The organism is Bradyrhizobium sp. UFLA05-89 (assembly GCF_059803475.1).
This window is the reverse complement of sequence record NZ_JBANBA010000139.1, coordinates 1-20,347: the sequence shown is the minus strand read 5'-3', so window position 1 is coordinate 20,347 and position 20,347 is coordinate 1. Positions and strand designations below refer to the sequence as shown.

Here is a 20,347-nt window from a genome sequence, read left to right as displayed (position 1 = left end):
CGATCATGCCATCGAGCTCACCCGTCGGGCGGAAGCCGCTGGCGCGGACGCAGTCCTGTCGGTCGTGCCGTACTACAACAAGCCGATGCAGCAAGGCATGCTCGCACATTTCCGGGCGATCGCGGACGCGACCGGCCTGCCGATCATTCTGCACGATATTCCCTCGCGCACGCTGCGCCCCCTCGCCGACGACACGCTCGCGCGCCTTGCCGAGAACAGCCAGTTCGTCGGCTTGCGCGATGGCAGCAGCGACATCTCCCGGCTGACGCGCCTCAGCGGGCTTTTGCCTGCCGTCTTCCGACTGCTGTCCGGCGACGACGCAACCGCCTTCGGCTTCATCGCGAGTGGCGGCGGCGGCGCGATGTCGGAGGTCGCCAACATCGCCCCTGATCTCTGCCGGACGATCTTTTCGCAGGTCAGACAGGGCCGCCTGCAATCCGCCCGCTATCTGCACACGCGTCTCGGTCCCCTCGTGTCCTGTCTTTCGAAGGAAAGTCCCGCGGCCCTCAAATGCGCGCTGAGTCTGCTCGGCCTCATGCGGCCAGACACGCGGTTGCCGATCGTACCGCTCGACGACGCAGCCCAAGCGGATGTCGCAAGAGCATTCGCCGCAATCGCCGATGAAGAATTGATCGACGGCGTCGGAACCTGACGTTTCGCAGACCAGCCGGATATCGCATGCGTTCGCCGCTATCAGCCAAGGAACCGCGCAGGCTGCTCCACGCCTGGCAGTTGGCGGTACTGCGCTTTGCGGTGACGCGCAACGACGGTGACAGGCTCAACGTTGCGGCTCTCGCTGCGGAACTCGACCGGTTTGGGCGTCGAGATTCCGAAGACTCGCTGCATTTCTTCCGCCGAACCAGCTCCCAGCTCTGCGCGGCGATCACTGGGCAGCAGCAGAATGCAGACGCCATCCTGAAATGCTTTTGCGACCAAATCGGTGAACCGCGCCTGCGCCTCGCCTTCGCCGCGGCTGTCGGAACAGCGAATGCTGCTCCGCCCGCGGCACGACCAAAGCGGAACCGCGACCTGTTCAGAGGGCTGCCGGCGCGACGAACGGCATCTTTATGACATTCCTATGCGGCGGCCTCGGCGTTCGTCTCGCAATCCTACGCCGCGATGAACATCATACGAGGTAGATTGGAGCGGCCATCTCGCCCTGGCACGGACAAGGACCCATCAAATGTCGATGCTGACACATGGCTTAGAACGGCCCTTTGACTGGGCGGAACGCTCGGCGCGGATCTCGAAGGCGCGGAAGTCCCAGCTCAAACGCCACGCTTTGCGCGTGCTCGCCGTACTCTCGGCGAGTGGCGTGCTCACTGCGCTCATCGCACTGAAGACCGCAATCTATGTCTGGCGCTTCCACGCTTGACCGGCATGGTAGACGATCATGACCTTGGAGATGTCTGAGGAGGCCGCCATGGCCACGATCGCCCTTCAAGCTGCGCATCTCCCGTCTCAGCCTCCGCAGGCAAAGCGGGCATCCGAGCCGACGACTGCGCTCCAGCCGCTCGATCCCAATATCGTCAGCGCCTCCATCCCCGCCTTCTTCATCGGCCGCAACGCGACCGGCCTCTGGGTCGCCCGCGAGGCCAGGGGACGCGTTGGCGGGGTCTTCCTGTTCAAGAGCTCCGCGGTGGAATTTGCACATCGGCAGAGCCGACCGGCGCAATGCGCGCTCGTGTTTCCATCCGAAACGTTCGAGCTTGATATCGAGAACGACGGCAATCCTTTCGCCGCTCAACTGGCCCCGTGGATTGGTCAAGCCAGACGCCGTCTGGCGCGCCTCGCCGCATGATAGCGGAGAACGCGTGAAATGATTGAACGCAAGATCATCATCATGGTCGCGCTGATGGGAGCTCTCTTTCTCGGCACGCGCGTTGGCGCGCCGCCTGCCCCCGCATTGGACGATTGAGATGCAGCCCACGAAGGCAAATCTCGAGCACGCCGTCACGGTCACCATCTTGACCCTGACCTTGAGCCTGGTCTGGGGCGGCATTCTGACGCTCGTGATCACGCTGATCGCGCGCGGATTGGGCGTCTAGGCCAGACTACGAGGCCAGCAACCGGGCGAGGACCTCGGTCGCGATGCCCGCTGGTTAGGCAGTTCGTGCGCAGGGAAAACGCTGCGGGCGATCTGGCGCAAGCTCGGGGAACCGTGTAGAGCGGTTGCCATGGGTAGCAGCAACGTCCACGTCGTCGATCACCCCCTGGTCCAGCACAAGCTCTCGCTAATGCGGGAAAAGGACCGCTCGACCAAGAGCTTTCGCGAGATCCTGAACGAGATCGGCATGCTCTTGTGCTACGAGGTGACGCGCGACCTGCCGCTAGAGCTCGTGGAAATCGAGACGCCGATCTCGCCGATGCAGGCACCGAAAATCGCCGGCAAGAAGCTCACGCTGGCGCCGATCCTGCGCGCCGGCGTCGGATTCCTCGACGGCATGCTGGCGTTGATGCCATCCGCCCGCATCGCCCATATCGGGCTCTATCGCGATCCCGCGACGTTGCAGGCGGTGGAGTACTACTTCAAGGCGCCGCAGGACCTCTCCGACCGCACCGTGATCCTGATGGACCCGATGCTGGCGACCGGCAACTCCGCCTGTGCCGGCGCGTCCCTGCTCAAAGCCCGCGGCGCTCGCGACATCCGCTTCGTCTGCCTGCTGGCCGCCCCGGAAGGTATCGCGCAGTTCCAGTCGGAGCATCCGGACGTGCCGATCTGGACCGCCGCCGTCGACGAGCGGCTGAACGACCACGGCTATATCGTACCGGGCCTGGGCGATGCCGGCGACCGGATGTTCGGCACCAAGTAGACAGTTTTGCGCGATCGGGTTACTGCGGGTAGCCATGCGCCCCAACGATCGCTCGCTGCAATCGCTGATTGGGATCGAGACCTTCTCCGATCCCGCGCTGGTGTTTGACGGTACGCCTGTCCCGCGCGCCGAATTGTCAGGCAGGATCGACCAGACTGCAGCTTGGCTCGCCGCGCAAGGCATCGGCAAAGGCGATGTCGTCGCGGTCTGGCTGGTCAACCGCATCGAATGGATTGCGCTGCTGTTCGCTGCCGCCCGACTTGGCGCAATCATTGCCGCGGTCAACACGCGCTACCGCAGCGCGGACGTCGCCCACCTCCTGCGGCTCTCCGGTGCGAAGCTTCTGGTGATGGAGACAGCGTTCCGCTCGATCGACTTTGCCGCCATTCTCGCCGGTATCGCAGAGAGCGATGTACCAGCGCTTGAAAAGCTCGCCGTGGTCGGCGCGGATACGATTCCGGCCCAATGGCCCGGCGTGCGCTTCGATGCCTTCGAGACTCCTCATCCGGCTGCGCCATCACGCGGCGACGTCGACCTGCCGGTGCTGCTCTACACCACCTCGGGTACGACCAAGGGGCCGAAACTGGTGGCGCATTCGCAAGCGACACTGGCTATGCATGCGGCGGGGATCGCCAGCGCGCTCGCGCTAGCGCCGCAGCGCCATTCACTGCTCGCGATGCTGCCCTTCTGCGGCACGTTCGGGATGACGGGCCTGCTCGCCTTTCTCGCGGCCGGCGTCACCATCCACGTGCTCGATGCTTTCGAGGCCGAGCCGGCGCTCAAGATCCTCGGCGAGCACGGGATCACGCATTGCTTCGGCTCCGACGAGATGTTCCGCCGCATCCTCGCGCTTACCGATGCGCCACGGCCGTTCCCACACACGGAAGTGTTCGGCTTCGCCGCGTTCCAGCCGGGTTGGCGCGAGTTTGCGGCGGAGGCCGAGGCGCGGGGCCTGCCGCTGTTCGGCCTGTATGGGTCAAGCGAAGTGCAGGCCCTGTTCTCGATCGGCCGGCGCGATGCCAGCTTCAGAGACCGCATCGAAGGCGGCGGCTGGCCGATGTCACCGGAGGCTCGCGTGCGGGTGCGCGATGCGGACAGCGGCAAGCTGGTGGGACCCGGCGTCTCCGGCGAGATTGAGATCAGCGCACCGTCGTGCTTCCTTGGTTATTTCAAGAATCCGCAGGCGACGCGCGACGCAACCACCGAAGACGGCTTCTTCCGCACGGGCGATATCGGGAGGCTGCGCACCGACGGCTCCTTCGTCTACGAAACGCGTGCGGGCGACGCCATGCGGCTCGGCGGCTTCCTCGTCGCGCCCGGCGAGATCGAGGACGAGTTGAAGTCCTGCGCCGGCGTTGCCGATGCGCAGGTCGTCGCCGTCGATCTGAACGGACAAGCCCGCTGCGCCGCCTTCGTGATCCCGGCAAAAGAGCAGCCGCAGGAGGCCGCGCTGATCGCGCGCTTGCGCGAGCGGCTGGCCGGCTACAAGGTTCCCGCACGCATCTACTTCGTCGCCGCCTTTCCCGTCACCGACAGCGCCAACGGCGTCAAGATCCAGCGCGCTAGGCTGCGTGCAATGGCCATGGAGAAGATTACCGCGGAATAACGGCGTCTATTTCAGGTAGCTCGCGAGATTCATGCCCAGGATTTTTGCGAGCGCCGAATAGGACGCGGTGAGCTGGGACTGGTAGGTCGAGAGCTGCGCCGTGATGGCCGCGACATCCACACTCGTGAGATCGCTCCCGAGCGTTTCGGCATAACTCTTGTAGTCGCTCTGGCGCGCGCTCGCCGTCTCGATCGAGGATGCGGCGCTCGAGAGCTTTGCTTGCACCGCGGCGGTATCGTCCAGCGCCGCGCTCGCCAGATCCAGCGCGCTGGTGATTTCCGATGACGATAGCGAGGAGCTGTTGGCGACGAATTTGAGGACGCGCATCACCTCTTCGAAGGCCGAATTGTCCGCCGTCACGCCGTAGGACACGCTCTGGTCGGTCGCAACGCGGACCGAGGCGATCTCGCTGTCACCGACATAATAGCTGGTATCAGCCGTCGTGGTGGATCCCGTGCCAGTGGCGAAGCTCGTGAGGTCGACCGGCGCCGTCTCCGTCTTGCCTCCGGCAAACACGTACTGGCCGTCATATTGCGTGTTGAGCAGCGATCCCATCTCGCCCAGCATCTGCTGTGCCGAAGAGATCACCGAGTCACTCTCCGTCGAACTCCCGGTCGAAGCAGCGCTGAGCTGGGAGCGGAGCTGGGTGATGATGTCGGCCATCGAGCCGACCGCGGAATACATCACCTGCACCTTGCTGTCGGCGAGCGTCGCCGCGTCGATGTAGGACTGCGCCCGTGTCACCGAGACCTGAAGGTTGACCACGTGCTGCGCGGTCGAGCCATAGCCGCCGAAATCGGTCGAGATGACGCCCGATGATTCCTGGATCTGCTCGTTGGCCATGACGGCCTGAACGCGCAGCGCATCCGCGATCATCGTGCTCGACTGCGCGAAAGTGGCCACCCGCATCGCGACCATGGACCCTCTCCCGCCTTAGGACGACTGCACGGCGCTCAGCAGCGCCGAATACATGGTGTTGATGGCCTGGATCAGTGCGGAGGCCGCCGTATACTTGTTTTGCAGCGTGCTCAGGCGCGCCGATTCCTCATCGAGATTGACGCCCGATTGCGATGACAGCGAGCTCGCATAGGTCGACTGCGCGGTCTCTTTGGCAGTGTAGTTGGTGGAGGCCTGGGAGGACTTGCTCGCGACATCGGAGACGATCGCCGCGGCATAATCGGCGAACGAGCCGGTGGTCGCCGCCAGCCCGCCGGACGACCCGAATGTCCGCGAATCCGTCAGCGCGTCGTAGAAGTCGTTGACCACCGTCGCCGAGCCCGACGACAGAACCTGGCTGCCGACGGTCAGGCTGGATGACGAATCCAGCGTCGCAAGCTGCAGCTCATCGGTGCCGGAGAGGATGCTGCTGTTGACCGCGATATCGGACGCGCTGGTGCCCGTCACCAGATCGTTGAGACCGAAATACTCCGAAAACCCCTCGCTCGAGCTTCCTACCGAACTCGTCATCTCGTTGATCGCGACGCCGTCGCTGGAGTTGGTCGACGTGATCGTCAGATGACCATTTGAATCGATGGACGCCGAAAGCCCGGAGATGCCGTTGATGGCGGTGACGAGGTCTCCCACGGTGGAATAAGAGGACAGATCGAGATCGCTGTAGGAGACCAGATTGCCGCTCTGATCCGTGACCGCAAGCCGCACCGTGCCTGTCGCGGATAGCGCCGTCGCGCTGGTCACGCTGGTGGTGCCGGTGAGGCTGGTTGGCGGCGGCACTGACGAGGCGCTGTTCGACACGCCATTCATTGCCGAGGCGAACTGCTGGGCGATCTGGTCGAGCTGGGACTGCGCGGCCGGCAGGGTCTTGTCGCGCAGCGTGATCAGGGCCCCGATGTCGCCGCCGGTGATCTGCGAGGTTACGTCGACCCCGTTCACGGTAATGGCGCTGAAGCCGCTGGACGACGAGCCGGCGCTGTAGACGGTCGATGAGGAGACGTTCGCCGCCGTCGTATAGCTGATCGTATGCGCGGTGCTGTCGACCAGCGCTTGGCCGGACGTCGTGTAGATCTGGAGATCGCCGTTTGAGGCCGTGTAGTAGTTGACATTCATCTTGGAGGCGACGTCCTGCAGCGCGGTGTTGCGCTGGTCCTCCAGATCCGCCGTCGACTGGCCGGCCGCCGCGGTCTGCTTGATCTCGGCGTTGAGGTCGGCAATCTGCTGCAGGTCCGAGTTCACGTCGTCGATCGAGGACGAAATATCCTGGTCGGCATTGGAGCGTAGTTTCTGGATGCCGCTCGAGGTCTCACGCAACTGGCTCGCGACGTCATCGAGCGCGCTGACGACATTGGATTGCAGCGAGGCGCTGTTCGGCGTGCTGGCGAGCGACGACAGCGCGGATTCCAGCGACGCGATTGAATTGGCAAGCGACGTTCCGGTCGACGATGAGTCCGAGCTCGAGGTCGAGCCGTAGAGTTTCTGGAGGGAAGTCAGGTAGGTGTTGGTCGTGTCGGCCGATCCGAGGTCGGAGGTCGCAGAGATCAGCGACTTCAACAACAGCTTGTCGACATTCGAGGTAATGCCCGTCACCGTGACGCCGGTGCCGACGCCGTTGGTGACGCTGCTCGCCTGGCTTGCGGTCTTCTCGGTATAGCCCGTCGTGTCGGCGTTCGAGATATTCGACGACGTCACGCTGATCTGCACCTGCGTGGCCGATAGCCCGCTGAAGGCGATCAATCGTGCGATATCGAGCGACACGGCGGCTTCCCTTCCCCTGCTCTCAGGCCTGACGAATGGTGCCGCTGGAGACCGCGCGCGCGGCGAGCCGTCCAGACGCACCGTAGGGCGACACCGCGGCGATCTGCTCGCGGATCGCCTGCATCACCGCCTCGATACGGCGGTTGCTGGCCTCGATCGCCGCGCGCAGGCGCACCAGATTTTCGTCCATCGCCGCGCGTAGCTTGAGGATCCGCTCCATGAGCTGTTCGCGCAGGATCCGGTCGCGGACATCAAGGCTGGTCGAGCCGGCCGCGCACTCAGCAACGGTTCTTTCGAATACTTCCGCCAGCCGGTTCTTCTCATCGACCTGCTTCAGTCGCGAGGCCGGAAGCCCCTTGGCGAGCTCCGCGTTCTCTTCGGCGACCAGCGCGGTCAGGCCGTCGATCAGCGCGATCAGTGATTTGATGCGCGCGTCGCCCTCGACGGTGGTTGTCCTGGTGATTTGAGCCTGTTTCATGTTCGTTGCTTTCGTGGTCTCAATTATGGCGCCGGCCGCGGCCGATCTGCGCGCCGCGCAAATAGGCGCCGATCGCCGTGGTTCTCATGCTCGTCTGCCGTGTTTCGTCCTCGATTGCCTTGGATTCGCGGATCAGGCCGCGGCGTGCGGTCTCGATGTCGTCGAGTAGCGCGAGCAATTCTCCGCGTTCCCGGCCTGCAGTACGGGCGCGTGCGATCAGCCGCCGCAGTCGCAGCAGCAACGCCTCTCCCGCGGCATGGCTCCGTTCCCCGCGCATCGCCTACCTCATCGCCGAGATCAGGGTGTCGTACATCTTGTTGACGGTCGAGATGACCTGCGAGGCTGCGGAGTAGGCCTGCTGCGCCGAGATCATGCTGGAGAACTGGCTCGAAGTGTCGGTGGTGGAGGATTCGAGCTCGCTGCCATAGATCGTGCCCGCACCATTCTCGCCGGAGGCCTGCAGCGTCGGATCCCCCGACGTGACGGTCGCCGAATACATCTGGTCACTGCTGGCGGACAGACCATTGGGATCGGCAAAGGTCGCCACCGCGATCTTGTAGATCGCGATCGTCTTGCCGTTGGAATAGGTGGCATCGACCACGCCGTTCTTGCCGATCGCGATGCTCGACAACGTGCCGTAGGACAGGCCGTCCGAGGTGATGCTCGTGACGTTGACAGAGGGCGTGGTTTCGCCCGAAGCGTATTGCGTCAGCCCGTCCGTTCCTCCCGTCGTACCGAGATCGAGTGTGATGGTGCTGTCGGCCGCACCGTCGGTCCAGCCCGACACCGAGATCGTCGCCGGGCTGGGGCTGGTGCTCGCCAGCGAGCCGTCGCTGTTGAAGGTGATGGCAACCGTGCCGCTGGTCGTGCCGGTCGTGGTCGTGGTGTCCGACGACGAGGTCGGATCGGCAAAGCTCGCACTCCAGGTGTTGGTGGCGGTCTTGGTCCAGGTGATCTGGATCGAGTTGGCCGCGCCCAGTGAATCGTAGACCGTCATCGAGCTGGTATAGGTGTCGCCCGTAGCGGCATCCGACGGCAGGTTCGCCGCAATCGTCGTCTTGGTGGTCGCGCTGCCGCTGGTCGATGCCACCTGGGTGTTGATGGCCTCGAGATTGCTCGCCGATTCATTGCCCGTCACGTTGCCATCGGCGTCGGTGCGCCAGCCCTCGAGATAATAGCCGTTGTTTTCGAGGTAGCCCGCGTTGTCGATGGTGAAGGCACCGTTGCGGGTATAGGAAACCGTGCCGCCGGACGTCGCGTTGGTCGCCACGAAGAAGCCCGAGCCCTGGATCGCGACGTCGGTCGCGTTGGACGTCGCGGCCAGCAGGCCCTGCTGGGTGATATTGGCCCGGCCGGACACGGTGACGCCGCCCGAAGCATAAGAGGTGGCGTTGCTCGATGCTGTGACGAGGTCATCGAACATCGCAGACGTCGTCTTGTAGCCGGTCGTGTCGGAATTGGCGATGTTGTCGCTGATCATCGACAAGGACTGGCTCTGCGCGCTGAGCGCGGAGATTGCCGAGGAAAGTGCGCCGCTGAGGCTCATGATCGAACTCCGAAAGAAATCAGGACGTGACGCCGATGATGTTGGCGGCGCTCACCGAGACACCGTTCACCGCGAGCGATGGCGTCGAGGTCGAGGTGTCGATGCCGGTCACCGTGCCGGTGACCGTCGTGTAGTTGAGAACCGAATTGCCGGCAGAGTCCGTTGCGGTCACGGAGATCGTGTACTGGCCACCGTCGGAGAGCTGGTTGCCACTGGAATCCTTGCCGTCCCAGGTGAAGGTGTTGGAGCCGGAATTGCCGGTGCCGGTACCGGTCCACACGGTATTGCCTGACGAATCCTTGACGGTGATCGCAACGTTCGACGCGGTCGAGGACAGCGAGTAGCCGAACGTCGCCGAGCCGTTGGTCAGCGTCGCCGTATCGGTCTTCGCCTCCACGGTGTGGCCGATGTAGTTGACCGAGTTCAGCGTCACGAGGCTCGAGAACGAGCTCGCGAGCGCGCTGAGATTGGTGTTGATCGACTGCTGCTGGCTGAAATTGGCGTAGGACGTAAGCTGGTTGATGAAGTCCGTCGTCGACGTCGCGTTCAGCGGATCCTGGTTCTGAAGCTCGCTGACGAGCAGGCTCAGGAACTCGTTCGACGTCAATGATGAGGTGGATGAGGAGCTCGACGACGATGTCGTCGTCGTTGCTGTCGAAGTAGACGTCGTCGCGGCAACGGTCATCGAAAAGCCCTGGTTCATGTGCAACGCGCGGCTAGCGAACGCGTCGGGTTGCGCTTGAAATCTGTGTGCTGTTGAAACGCGCGGGCGCGTGAATTCAGGCGGGGATTCGCGCGCTGCGATGCGCCTTCCGAGGCGGCAAAATCTGCCGTGTATGTGCGCGACTTAGAGGAACGACGAAATCAAGTCGATCTGCCGGCGCAGAACGGTCCTTCGCCACACTTGCGCGCAGAGCGATTGCGCGTGCGCGTTCGCAAAGCGCGTCATGCCCGGGCTTGTCCCGCGCACCACGTTCTTGGTGCCGCGGGCAAACGCGGGGATGGCCGGGACATAGGCGAGCGGAAGCAACGCCGTCCTTCGGATGGCTATGCCCGGCCATGACGATGTGGCGACAGGATTGTCCCAAGCGATCACGTCATCTGTGACGGCTCCGCCGTGGGCGGAATGAGGCGACGAGGGCTTAACGTCCGCTTCGAGGTCGAAACCATTGAAGCATGTGAAACGAGAAGCTCAGTTGCCCGCGGTCTCGTCCTGGGCGTGGGGCTTGGCGGGATCGACCGTCCGTTTGGCGGCGGCGACGATACGATCGGCAAGTCCGGCAGGCGCCCGCACCGGCCGTGCGGCCAGCGCATTGCGGAGCGCGCGTGCCGCTTCGAGCAGGGCGCGCGCATCGGCGGAATGACCGAGCAGCTCTTCGGCGGACAAACGACGATCTTCGGGCCAGAGGGACAGGTCCTCGCCCAACCGATCGATCAGATCCTCAAACTCGGTGACGTCCATCGCCCGGGTCCCGCACCCCCGGGGCCTGTCATAAAGCATTGCAGAGGCGACGGAAACCGAATTCGCCAGTCCAGACGCGTCAGGAGCAGCGATGCCCCGCGGAATTGCCACGGAAACCACCGCTCGAGCGGGAGATATACGGGACGCAGGAACCCGGCGCCGGTCGCGGCGGAAGCCGGCCCGAAGGGCTCAGCGCTTCTGCGCCGAATCGCCTGTCCCGGTCTTGGCCGTCCGCACGGTCGCGTCAACGAATTCCCAGGCCTCGCGCAGCTCTGTCAGGCCCACGATGATCCGCCGGTAACTCTCGCGGGCATGCGGCCGGCCGTAGGCTCGCAGGCTCGCCAGGATCATCGCATTGTAGGTCTGGTAGAGCCGCTCGGCCACCGCTCCACCCTTGGTGAAATCGAGATTGTGACTGAGCCCGCGCAGGATCGCGGTCGCCTTCATCAGATACTCATGCCCCTCCTCGAAGCGCCGCGCCTCCTGAGAAGCAAGTGCCTTCTGAAGAAACGTGATCGCGCCGCCCAGCAGCATCGACACCGCCTTGAGCGGCGGCACTGTGGTGGCCGCACCCCGATAGGCCTGATTGGCCATGTACGCCATCGGATTATGCATCATTAACTACTCGAGCTGGAGTTGAGCAAAGCCTTGAGATAGGTCAGCGTGTTGTTCGCGCTCTCGATCGCAGCCTGGTATTTCGCATATTGCGCTTCCAACTGCGTCTGATAGGCCGACGCGGCACTCTGGATATCGTCGACCTTCTGTTGCAGGTCGTCGTCGCGCGTTTCCAGGTTAGTGATCAGCGTCTGCAGCGAGCCGGTGCTCGAAGAGGCGTTCTTGGCGATCTGGTAGAGTTGAGTGGCGATCCCCGAAGTCGACGTCACCGTGATCGATTGCGAGGTCGTTCCCGAGTAGGTGAAGGCCATGCCCGCATAGGCCGTGCCGGCATTGCCGATGATGGTGGTGCCGCTGACGGTGAACAGCGAGGAGTCTCCGCCGACCGAGGCCGAGCTGAGATTGCCCGAGGAATCGACCGTCAGGTCTAGCGTGAAGGATTGCGGCGAGGTTCCGGTATTGACGACGCTGAGCTGGCTCGACGAGGTCGTGGTCTGCGCCGACAGGAGCGTCGTCACGCCGCTCAGGTTCGTGCTCAGGATCTCCGAGAGCGTCGAGGTGTCGAGCTCGAGCTCGTTCGAGTCGTTGAAAGACAGGCCGAGGTCGGCCATCGTCAGCCCGCCCACCGTGCTGTTGAGCGCGGATTCAAGCTGACTGGTGATGTCGCGCATGGTGCCGTCACCGAACAGCACGGCGCTGGAAGAGGCGGTGCCATCCGAATTGGTCGCCTGCTGCGCTATCACGGCATCGCGATAGGCGTTGTAGTTCGTGACGAAAGTCTCGAGCGCCGACTCGATCTGGCTGGTGTCGGTCTCGATGCTGATGTTCACCGTCGCCCCGCTTGGGGTCGCCTGCAGCAGGTTGAAGGTGACGCCGGTCAGAACGTCGGTGATATCGTTGGTATCCCGGGTCATCGAGATGCCATCGAGCGTGAACTCGGCCGCCTGCGCGGCTTGGAGCACATCGGAGAATGATCCCGAGCTATCGGTCATTCCCAGCTCGTTGAGGATGTCATCGCCCGACGTACTGGAATAGCTGATATCCTCGGCATCTTCGGTTCCCGTCAGCACCATTTCGTAGGAGCCGCTGGACACCTGGACGATCGAGGCCTGGACGTTGGTCGTCGATGTCTGGGCGTTGATGGCATCGACAATGTCCTGGAGCGACATCGTGCTCGTCACGCTGATGCTCGCGGTTGAGCCACTGCCAAGTCCGAGCGAGAACGTGCCGGTATAGCCGAGTGCGTCGCTCTCGCTTGACTGCGCCGTGCCGACCACCTTCTGCGCGGTCGCGATCTGGCCAATGGTCAACGTATGGTCACCGGTCGCGGCGCCATTGCTGACGCTCATGGACAGGGCGGATGACGCGCTGACGTCGCCGCTCGAGCTGATGGTCGCAGCGCGCGTTGCGAATACGTTGGTCGCAAGCGAGTTCACGACGGACGTCGCGAGCGAAGCAAGTCCGGAATAGAGCGTCTTCAGATCGCTTTGCAGCGTCTGGTAGGCCGTGACCTTCGCCTCATTATTGGTGATCGTGGTTGAGATCGTCGTCGCGGCAGTGAGCTTGGCATTCACCGCCGCCGTGATCAGCGCGCTCCAGTCGAGGCTGGTCGACGTGGTTGTTCCGGTCGTGGTCACCGAGGACGCGCTCGACGACGTCGAGCTCGTCGAGGTGCTGCTGGTGCTTGAACTGACACTGGTCACTGATGTGCCCGACCTATCGCAGGAAGAGCCGGGCCGGCCTCATGCCGGCCCGGAAAGACGATCCTTAGCCGAGCAGCTTGAGCAGGTACTGCGGCATCTGGTTCGCGGCGGATTCGGCCGAGACTGCGGCCTGGGTCTTCACCTCGGCCGAGGACAGCGTGGCCTGCTCGGCCGCGATATCGACGTCCTTGATCGCCGAGTTGGCGGATTGCAGGTTCTGGGTCTGGGTCGAGATCGAGTCCGAGGAGAAGTTGAAACGGGATTCCTGCGCACCGATCGAGGCGCGCGCGGCCGAGACCGTATCGATCGCGGAGTCCAGCGTGTCCAGCGCCGAGGTCGCACCCGACTGCGAGCTGACGTCGAGCGAGGAGACGGCGAGCGAGGAAGCCGTCAGACTCGACAGCGTGATGGTGATGGTATCCGAGCTGGACGAGCCGACCAGCACGGAAACACCGGAGGAGAACACGCTGGTGCCGTCGAGCAGGCTCTGGCTCGAGTAGCGGGTGCCGGACGCGATGGAATCGATTTCGCTCGTGAGCTGCGAGAATTCCGAGTTGATGTAGGCGCGGCTGGAGTCTGTCGTGGTGCCCGAGGCCGACTCGGAGGCCAGCGACTTCATGCGGGCGAGAATGTCGGAGATGTTCGAGGCGCCGCCGTCGGCGGTCTGCAGGATCGCGGTCGCTTGCGAGGCGTTGGTCGCGGCCTGCTGGAGCGTGGTGACGTCCGAGGAGATGCGGGTCGAGATCGCAAGTCCGGCGGCGTCGTCGGAAGCGGAGGTGATACGCGAGCCGCTCGACAGTTTCGAGAGCGCGCTGGTCTCCTGCGCGGAGTTGATATTGAGGTAGCGGACTGCGGCGTTCGCAGCGGTGTTGGTGGAAATCGCGGGCATTGCTGGCTCCTGTGCTGATGGGCATGACGTGCCGCATCGTGATTAAGCGACTGACGACGACGCGGACCGCAGCCCCGTCCGTTCGCTCAAACGTCGGAGCGCAAGGAGATCAGGCGAAAAAGTTTCCGAGAGCAGGATTTTATAGTTAGCAATCGGTAAACGCGGTGCGGATGTCGCGCTCGTGCCGCCGCAGCAGCTGGCGGAGCTGCTGGCGGCCGCGCTTGAGCAGCGACTCCACCGCAGCGACCGTTGTGTCCATCACTTGGGCGATCTCGCCGTTGCTCATGCTCTCATGATACGACAGGATCACCGCGATGCGCTGCTGCTCGGGCAGCCGTTGCATTGCGACCTCCAGCATGTCGTTCAGCTCGTTGCGCTCGATGATGTCAACCGCATCGGGCTGACCATCGGCAACTTCCGGCACTGTGTCGACGTTCTCCGTGCGCGGCTTGCGGCGCAGGTCGATGCAGCGGTTGGAGATGACGCGGTAGAGCCAGGTCGAGAACTTGGCGCGGCCATGCTGCCAGCGTCCGCGATGGCTCCAGATCTTGAGCATGGTGTCCTGCACCACGTCCTCCGCATCCGCCGCGTTGCCGACGATGCGCAGCGCGATCGCATAGGCGCGATCGATGTGACGCTCGACCAGCATGCGGAACGCCGCCTCGTCGCCGGTCGCCAGGCGATCAAGCAGCTCGCTGTCTTCGTCGAGGACGATCTCGGCGGCGGGCACGGTGTCCGGCGCGAGCGGCGCCGACGGCATCACCGGCAGGGTCTCGTCGACCGGCACCGTCGTCGTTACTTCGGCCTCGGCGGGCGCCCAGACATCAAGCGCGTAACTCATCCCGCAATCTCCAACCCGCAATGCCGGCGGCGCATATTCCGCACGGCTTCCAGGCGTTGAACGCGGAACCGAACCAATCCAGGCGGAGAATTTTTGTTATTTTTCAAGATGTTATCCGGAATCTTTTGCCGAGTGACCGGCAACAATTGCCGACGTTGCGCGAAGCGCGCGCTACTGTCCTGCAATCATCGACATCGTCTCGCGTCATTTGCGGATCATTCATCCCGAACAGATGCAGCTTCAAAAACTCGAGGAGATACACGGCACTAAAACGAACACGCGCTCTGCGCGCGAGGCACGCGGCGATCGATTGTGTCCAAGTGTGAATGAACACGAGACGATTTTCTCACTCGGCAATTTTTGCCGAATCACCTTTTCGAACCTAGCGGATTTTTTGAATCTGTCAGTCGCGACATGCGCGGTTTTGAATCACGCGTGAACTTTTTTCGCCGCGAGAGCGCCTGACTTGCAACACGGCAGCGTTAATCGGTTCGATTGGCGGGGAATTGCAGCATGAAGATCGCGACGGCCGACGCGCAACGTCGGACGAGAATTGTTTCTGCTTGGTCATTCGATGTTTTCGATACGTTTCTGGTGCGCGCCTGCACGACGCCAGATGGCGTATTTGAAAGGACTTACGAGCTGTCCGGCATTTCCGTAACATGTCCGAACGTTTCCGCCAGTTTCGTTCAGCATCGGATCCAGGCCGAATCGCGCGCACGCAGAACCGCGAAGGACAAACGCGGCGTGAGCGAAGTGCACATCGCCGAGATCTATTCCTATTTTCCGTTCAAGCTGTTCGGGCTCGATCGCCGCAATCTCGATGATCTCGTCGAGGCCGAGTTCGCCGCCGAGCTCGAGCTTTGTCGCGTCAATCCGGAAATGCTTCGGCAATATCTGGACATGATGCGCGCCGGCCATCGCACTGGCTTCATCTCGGACACCTACTGGGATTCCGCGCAGCTCGCCCGCCTGCTACGCGCCTGCCATCCCGGCCTCGCCTGGGACTTCCTCTATGCGTCCTGCGATCATGGCAGCGGCAAGAGCGAGTCCTTGTTCGCCAGATACATTGCAGAACAGGGCGTCGATCCGGCCGCGTCGTTTCACATCGGCGACAACCAGAGTGCCGACATCAGGGGCGCGCGGCGCCACGGCATCCGTCCACGCTACTATCCGCAAGCCTCGGCGTCATTGGCCTCGAAGCTCCAGCGCGAGACCGCGATGTTCGACTTGTTGTGCCAGGGCAAGCCATCGCGGCTCGACCACGGCTCACGTACGCTGCGGCGGATGGTGGCGGCGCGGAGCGCAGAGAAATCACCGGCGTTCCAGTTGGGCATGACCGTGCTCGGTTCGGTGATGACGGCGTTCGACGTTTTCGTCGCGGCCCGCTACGAGGCGCTGGCACAGCGCGGCCGGCGCGTCGCGCTCGGTTTCCTTGGCCGCGACGGATTTTTGTCGCACCGGATCTGGCAGGAACGCCACGGCGCGACCTCGGCTTATGTAGAGATCAATCGCCGCGTCAGCCTGATCGGCTCCGCTGATTCGATGGAGCCGCTCTGCGATCTCCTCGGCAAGATCATGAAGATCGACGCCCCGACGCTGCGCGACATGATCAAGATCCTGCCGCCGAAGGTCGCCGCCTTCTTTGCGAATTATCCCGACGGGATCGCGCCCGGCGATGAGCTTGCTGAAGCGCTGCCGGATCTGATGGATGCCGGCGAAATCACCGAGCTTGCCGCCGGCTTGCGCGCCCGCCTGCTCGCTTATCTCCGCCACACCATCCCCGGATTTGACGACTGCACCGACCTCGTGCTCGCCGATCTCGGCTATTCCGGCAGCGTGCAGAAGGCGCTGCGCCGCATCTTCGACCAGGAAGGCATCAAGATCCGCTTGCACGGCGCCTATCTGATCTCGCTCGATGACGCTTTCGACGACATCGCCGAGAGCGATACTGCGGAAGGCTTCATCTCCGATATCGTGGTGACGCCGCACGTCAAGCGCATGCTGATCCGCAATGTCGCGCTGCTCGAGCAGATCTGCTGCTCGGCCGACGGCTCGGTGCGAGACTATCAGGACGAGGCCGTCCTGCGCGAGATCAATCCCCGGCCCGCCGAGCAGATCGCGCTGGCTGCCGAGATCCAATCGGGCGCACTGGCCTTCGCGGCAGCAGCGGACAGGATCGCCTCCGAATACGACCTGCTTCCTTATGCTGCGCTCGATGTCGCCGCGACCTGGAGTGCCGCGACGCTGGCGCGCCTGTTGTTGCTGCCGGACGACGACGAGATCGCACTGCTCGGCGGATTGAAGCACGATGTCAATCTCGGCACCCATGCGCTTGCGCCGCTGCTCGATGACGAGTTCGTCCGCAATCAGCTCACTGCTCGCGGCCTCTCCGCCGCCTGCACCTCGGCAGCGCCGCCGATGTGGCTGGCCGGCAGCTTTGCCGTGCTGTCCCCGTCCTATTCCTATCTCTACACGCTGTTCGGCGCGAACCGCCTGCCCGCCGACGTGTTCGAGGAAGCCTCCTGCGGTGCGTTACAGATCGGCCTGTTCCGCACCGACGGCCGCGCCGCGATGGAAACGGTGACCGTCCATCGCACCGGACTTGGCGAACTGCGCCTCCGCATCCCGTTATCGCGAGCGATGGCGGTCGCGACGATCGCCGTGCCGCTGGCCAAGCTCGCCCGCGAGGGGCTTCTCCACGGGGTGACCGTCCAGAGCGGCGACAGCATTCGCGATGCGGCCGAAAGCCAGGAGGTGACCGGGATCGCTGCCGACAGCCTGGTCCATGCTGGGCTCCAGCGAAGCGGTCCCTACTACTGCGCCGAGAACGACGACGGCTGCCTCTTGATCCCGGTCGCCCCAATGGCACGGGACATCGCAGTCTATTCGGTCGCACTCACCTCGCTCAGTCACGCCCGCATCCTCTTCACCGCGCTCGAATAATGCGCCTGATCTGGCCCCTTCGCCCGTTGAAGCCCAAGGGCCGATACGAAACGAGGGGGCACGGAGTTGACGGACGGAACGCAGACAGATCTTGACGGCCTTTTGCGCACGGCCGGCATCCGGCTCGGCGAAGCGCAGCGCCATCGCCTCGGCTGGCTGGTCGATCGCTACGGCGCCCCGACGGTACAGATGACGCATGAAGGCCGCCGGAGCGGCGGAGTGATCATCCTGACCGAGCCGCCGAGCGGCGCCGCGGCCGAGCTGTTCTACCGCACCCTGACTCCGGGCTGCGCGGTCGTCATTCCACTCAGCGAAAACCCGGCCTTCGACTTCCTCAAGTCGAAGCTGACCGAGTTCGGCACGGTCGGCCCAAGCGCCGAGGGTCCGCATGAAATGTGGTGGGGCGGCATCGGGTGGTCGAAGTTTCTTGCGGCCGCAGATCAATGCACGGTGCGGCCGCGTATCATCTCCTACTATCCGTACGGCACCGACCCTTCCACGATCCGCGCCTTGCAGCGCTCGCTCGAGGCTTTTGAGCTCGACAGCCATATCGAACCGATCGCAGCCGAGCTCGGCGAAGAAGTGCTTTGCTTCGAGAAGGCCGAGTTCATCGCGCGGATGTGGAGCCGCTACCACGAACCGCTGCTGTTCATCGAGGCCGGCGCAGTGCTGCGCGAGGCGCCCCTGCTGCCGTCCTCGCTCGGCTGCGACGTCGCGCTCCACAAGTGGAACCGCTGGGAGATGTCGGCTCAAACTCTCTATCTCGGTCGCACGGCCGGCGCGGAGCAAGTGCTGCAGGCCTGGCACCATCTCGCCGCCTCCCATCCCACGATATGGGACGGCTACCTGCTCGACCAGGCCTGGAGCCACGCCTCTTCACACGGCCCGCTCGACACGGTTTGGCTGCCCCGCTCCTATCACACGCTGACGGGCGACCTCGCGGCGAACCGCGCCGTCATCATCCACGCGCAACCGACGACCACGACCGAGCTCGGGCGCGATGCCAGCTTCGCATCTCTCGTGCGCGCGGCCCGCCGTGCCGGCCGGACCGGCGCACGCGACGCTTTCATGGTCATGACCTCTCAGGCCGCAGCCGACAACGGCGTGGCCGTGATCCTGCGCGACGTCGAGGCCAACGAGGCGCATGCGGTCGCCGCCACCGTCGAGGCGGTGACCGGCGCCTTCGCCCGCGACTGCGGCGGCTACGGACGCTTCGAGCTGTCGCTCTGCGGCTGGCAGGACGATGTCAATGCGGCTCGGGAGGCTGCGCGCCTCGCGCGCTATCGCGTCCTCGAGATCGCACCGGGACAGAAGATCGCCGGTGACTTCTTCGCCAGCGCCGCGGCCGAAGCCACGCGCTGCCACCTCATCCCCTGACGAGAGCTACTCCAATGCTGAAGACCATCATCCTGCTCACACAAACCGGCCAACAGCAGCTACCGCTTGCCGCTCTGCTCCGCGAGCACAACCCGAACCTCTCCTTCTGCTCGGCACTGTCGGCGCGCGATCTGCTCGCGATCGCACCCGAAACCTTACGCGATGCGCGGCTGGTGTCCTTTGCCAATGACATCGCGATCGCGGAGAAATTCCTGCTCCAGCTCGGCTGCGGCGCCTACAAATTCCATGTCGCGCCCGTTCAATATCCCGGTCTGCCGACGGCGCCCGACGACAGCGACGACCCGCGCTGCTTCTCAGCTATCGCACAATCGATGACGATCTGGCCGGATACCCGCCGCGTGGTCGGGCTTGAGACCCTGACCGTTCCCGAAGAGGCGTCGCCGATCGAACGCGAGCGGCAATGTTTCACCCGGCTCGCGCACCTGTTCTGGCGGATGTCGGGCATGATTGCGAATGAGGCGACCGAGCTGCCGGGGATCATCGACAGCACCGAGAGCAGGCCGAGCTTTGCGCAGATGAACTGAGGCTAACGGCCTCGCTTCTTGAGCTCCGCAGATAAATCATCGCGATGCGCCGGCGCCGCGATCGCGATCAGGCGGCGCGCGCGTTCGGCAAGATCGCAGCCGCGCAGCTCCGCCACGCCCCATTCGGTCACGATGGCGTCGACATCGGCGCGTGGCGTCGTTACGGTCTCGACATCAAGCACGATGCGGCTCGCTCCATCCGAGGCGGTTGCGGGTAGCGCGATGATGGCCCGGCCGCCCGGCGAGGCGTTGGCACCGCGCACGAAGTCGAGCTGCCCGCCGATCGCGCCGACCGCCACGCCGTTCAAGGTTTCGGAATTGACCGAGCCGTCGAGACCGACCTGAAGCGCGGAATTGATCGCGACCAGACGGTTGATCCGCGCCAGCACGCCCTGGCTATGCGTGTAGGATGCCGGCCGCACCGCGACCGCCCTGTTCTCTTGCACGAAGCGATAGAGCCGCTGCGTGCCGATCACCTGATTGGCAACGATGATGCCCGCATCCAGCCCCTTGCGCGCGTTGGTGACCGTGCCGTGCTCGATCAGGTCGACGACGGCATCGTTGATCAGGCCGGAGTGAACGCCGAGGTCACGCGCATGCGAGAGCGAGGAAAGGATCGCGTCCGGAATCCTGCCGACCCCGAACTGCAAGGTGCTGCCATCGGCGATCAGGTCTGCCGCATGGGCGGCGATACTGCGCGATACGTCATCAGGCGGCGTTGACGGCAATTCGACTGGCTGGCGGCAGGTCACAACACGCAGATCGATCGGCACGTCATCCGGCCATTCGGCACCGAATGTCCAAGGCGCATCTGCAT

The 20,347-nt window shown here is 63.9% G+C and carries 22 protein-coding genes; 9 read left to right on the top strand and 13 right to left on the bottom strand.

All coding sequences use genetic code 11. The features are described 5' to 3' along the window. Window positions 1-652: dihydrodipicolinate synthase family protein (locus tag SO139_RS40765; RefSeq protein WP_498541807.1), on the top strand; the 652-nt coding region annotated here is incomplete at its 5' end. 41 nt (window positions 653-693) lie between these two features. On the opposite strand, the gene SO139_RS40760 is transcribed toward SO139_RS40765, so the two are convergent. After that, window positions 694-936, bottom strand: a complete 243-nt coding sequence (locus SO139_RS40760) for a hypothetical protein (RefSeq protein WP_449381100.1) — start codon at window positions 934-936, stop codon at window positions 694-696. 247 nt (window positions 937-1,183) lie between these two features. Between SO139_RS40760 and SO139_RS40755 the strand changes: the two genes are divergently transcribed. From SO139_RS40755 to SO139_RS40735, 5 genes are all read left to right on the top strand, one after another. Next, the gene (locus SO139_RS40755; RefSeq protein ID WP_449381101.1) at window positions 1,184-1,375 is read left to right on the top strand and encodes a hypothetical protein; all 192 of its coding nucleotides are present in this window, start codon (window positions 1,184-1,186) and stop codon (window positions 1,373-1,375) included. 48 nt (window positions 1,376-1,423) lie between these two features. Further along, window positions 1,424-1,801, top strand: a complete 378-nt coding sequence (locus SO139_RS40750; protein ID WP_449381102.1) for a hypothetical protein — start codon at window positions 1,424-1,426, stop codon at window positions 1,799-1,801. Between the two features lie 118 nt (window positions 1,802-1,919). After that, the gene (locus SO139_RS40745; RefSeq protein WP_449381103.1) at window positions 1,920-2,048 is read left to right on the top strand and encodes a hypothetical protein; all 129 of its coding nucleotides are present in this window, start codon (window positions 1,920-1,922) and stop codon (window positions 2,046-2,048) included. Between the two features lie 129 nt (window positions 2,049-2,177). Continuing rightward, window positions 2,178-2,813 (top strand): uracil phosphoribosyltransferase, encoded by a 636-nt coding sequence (upp, locus tag SO139_RS40740; protein ID WP_449381104.1) that lies wholly within the window; start codon window positions 2,178-2,180, stop codon window positions 2,811-2,813. Window positions 2,814-2,847: 34 nt separating this feature from the next. Further along, a complete protein-coding gene (locus SO139_RS40735; RefSeq protein ID WP_449381105.1) occupies window positions 2,848-4,419 on the top strand; it encodes an AMP-binding protein in 1,572 nt (523 codons plus the stop codon). A gap of 6 nt (window positions 4,420-4,425) precedes the next feature. Here the strand turns inward: SO139_RS40735 and SO139_RS40730 are convergent, their stop codons facing one another. The 11 genes from SO139_RS40730 to SO139_RS40680 form a co-directional block, all read right to left on the bottom strand. After that, window positions 4,426-5,337 carry a flagellin gene (locus SO139_RS40730; protein WP_449381106.1) on the bottom strand — a complete coding sequence of 304 codons (912 nt, stop codon included), beginning with the start codon at window positions 5,335-5,337 and terminating at the stop codon, window positions 4,426-4,428. A gap of 15 nt (window positions 5,338-5,352) precedes the next feature. After that, window positions 5,353-7,128, bottom strand: coding sequence for a flagellar hook-associated protein FlgK (gene flgK / locus SO139_RS40725; protein ID WP_449381107.1), 1,776 nt, complete (start codon window positions 7,126-7,128; stop codon window positions 5,353-5,355). Window positions 7,129-7,150: 22 nt separating this feature from the next. Next, window positions 7,151-7,606 (bottom strand): flagellar protein FlgN, encoded by a 456-nt coding sequence (locus SO139_RS40720; RefSeq protein ID WP_449381108.1) that lies wholly within the window; start codon window positions 7,604-7,606, stop codon window positions 7,151-7,153. Window positions 7,607-7,625: 19 nt separating this feature from the next. Continuing rightward, entirely contained in the window at window positions 7,626-7,883 is a 258-nt protein-coding gene (locus tag SO139_RS40715) for a hypothetical protein (RefSeq protein WP_474799661.1), read from the bottom strand. 3 nt (window positions 7,884-7,886) lie between these two features. Further along, complete coding sequence (flgE, locus tag SO139_RS40710) at window positions 7,887-9,152, bottom strand: flagellar hook protein FlgE (protein WP_449384081.1); 1,266 nt, start codon at window positions 9,150-9,152, stop codon at window positions 7,887-7,889. A 19-nt stretch (window positions 9,153-9,171) separates the two neighbouring features. Continuing rightward, a complete protein-coding gene (locus tag SO139_RS40705) occupies window positions 9,172-9,837 on the bottom strand; it encodes a flagellar hook assembly protein FlgD (protein ID WP_449384097.1) in 666 nt (221 codons plus the stop codon). Between the two features lie 507 nt (window positions 9,838-10,344). After that, window positions 10,345-10,614 (bottom strand): hypothetical protein, encoded by a 270-nt coding sequence (locus SO139_RS40700; protein ID WP_449384082.1) that lies wholly within the window; start codon window positions 10,612-10,614, stop codon window positions 10,345-10,347. 189 nt (window positions 10,615-10,803) lie between these two features. Next, window positions 10,804-11,232, bottom strand: a complete 429-nt coding sequence (locus SO139_RS40695; RefSeq protein WP_449384083.1) for a flagellar export chaperone FliS — start codon at window positions 11,230-11,232, stop codon at window positions 10,804-10,806. Beyond that, window positions 11,232-12,932, bottom strand: a complete 1,701-nt coding sequence (gene fliD / locus SO139_RS40690; RefSeq protein WP_449384084.1) for a flagellar filament capping protein FliD — start codon at window positions 12,930-12,932, stop codon at window positions 11,232-11,234. The genes SO139_RS40695 and fliD overlap by 1 nt, the downstream gene beginning before the upstream one ends. 64 nt (window positions 12,933-12,996) lie before the next feature. Next, entirely contained in the window at window positions 12,997-13,821 is an 825-nt protein-coding gene (locus SO139_RS40685) for a flagellin (protein WP_449384085.1), read from the bottom strand. 145 nt (window positions 13,822-13,966) lie between these two features. Continuing rightward, window positions 13,967-14,662: an RNA polymerase sigma factor gene (locus SO139_RS40680; protein WP_449384086.1), complete on the bottom strand. Its 696-nt coding sequence runs from the start codon at window positions 14,660-14,662 to the stop codon at window positions 13,967-13,969. A gap of 747 nt (window positions 14,663-15,409) precedes the next feature. Here SO139_RS40680 and SO139_RS40675 point away from each other — a divergent pair. The 3 genes from SO139_RS40675 (at window position 15,410) to SO139_RS40665 (ending at window position 19,530) form a co-directional block, all read left to right on the top strand. Beyond that, window positions 15,410-17,608, top strand: coding sequence for a hypothetical protein (locus SO139_RS40675; protein ID WP_449384087.1), 2,199 nt, complete (start codon window positions 15,410-15,412; stop codon window positions 17,606-17,608). 66 nt (window positions 17,609-17,674) lie between these two features. Next, on the top strand, window positions 17,675-18,985 hold the full coding sequence (locus SO139_RS40670; protein WP_449384088.1) for a hypothetical protein: 1,311 nt from the start codon (window positions 17,675-17,677) through the stop codon (window positions 18,983-18,985). A gap of 14 nt (window positions 18,986-18,999) precedes the next feature. Further along, window positions 19,000-19,530, top strand: a complete 531-nt coding sequence (locus SO139_RS40665) for a hypothetical protein (RefSeq protein WP_449384089.1) — start codon at window positions 19,000-19,002, stop codon at window positions 19,528-19,530. A 2-nt stretch (window positions 19,531-19,532) separates the two neighbouring features. Here the strand turns inward: SO139_RS40665 and SO139_RS40660 are convergent. Beyond that, window positions 19,533-20,347, bottom strand: an 815-nt coding sequence (locus SO139_RS40660) for an acetyl-CoA hydrolase/transferase family protein (protein WP_498541806.1), incomplete at its 5' end; no start/stop codon positions are given.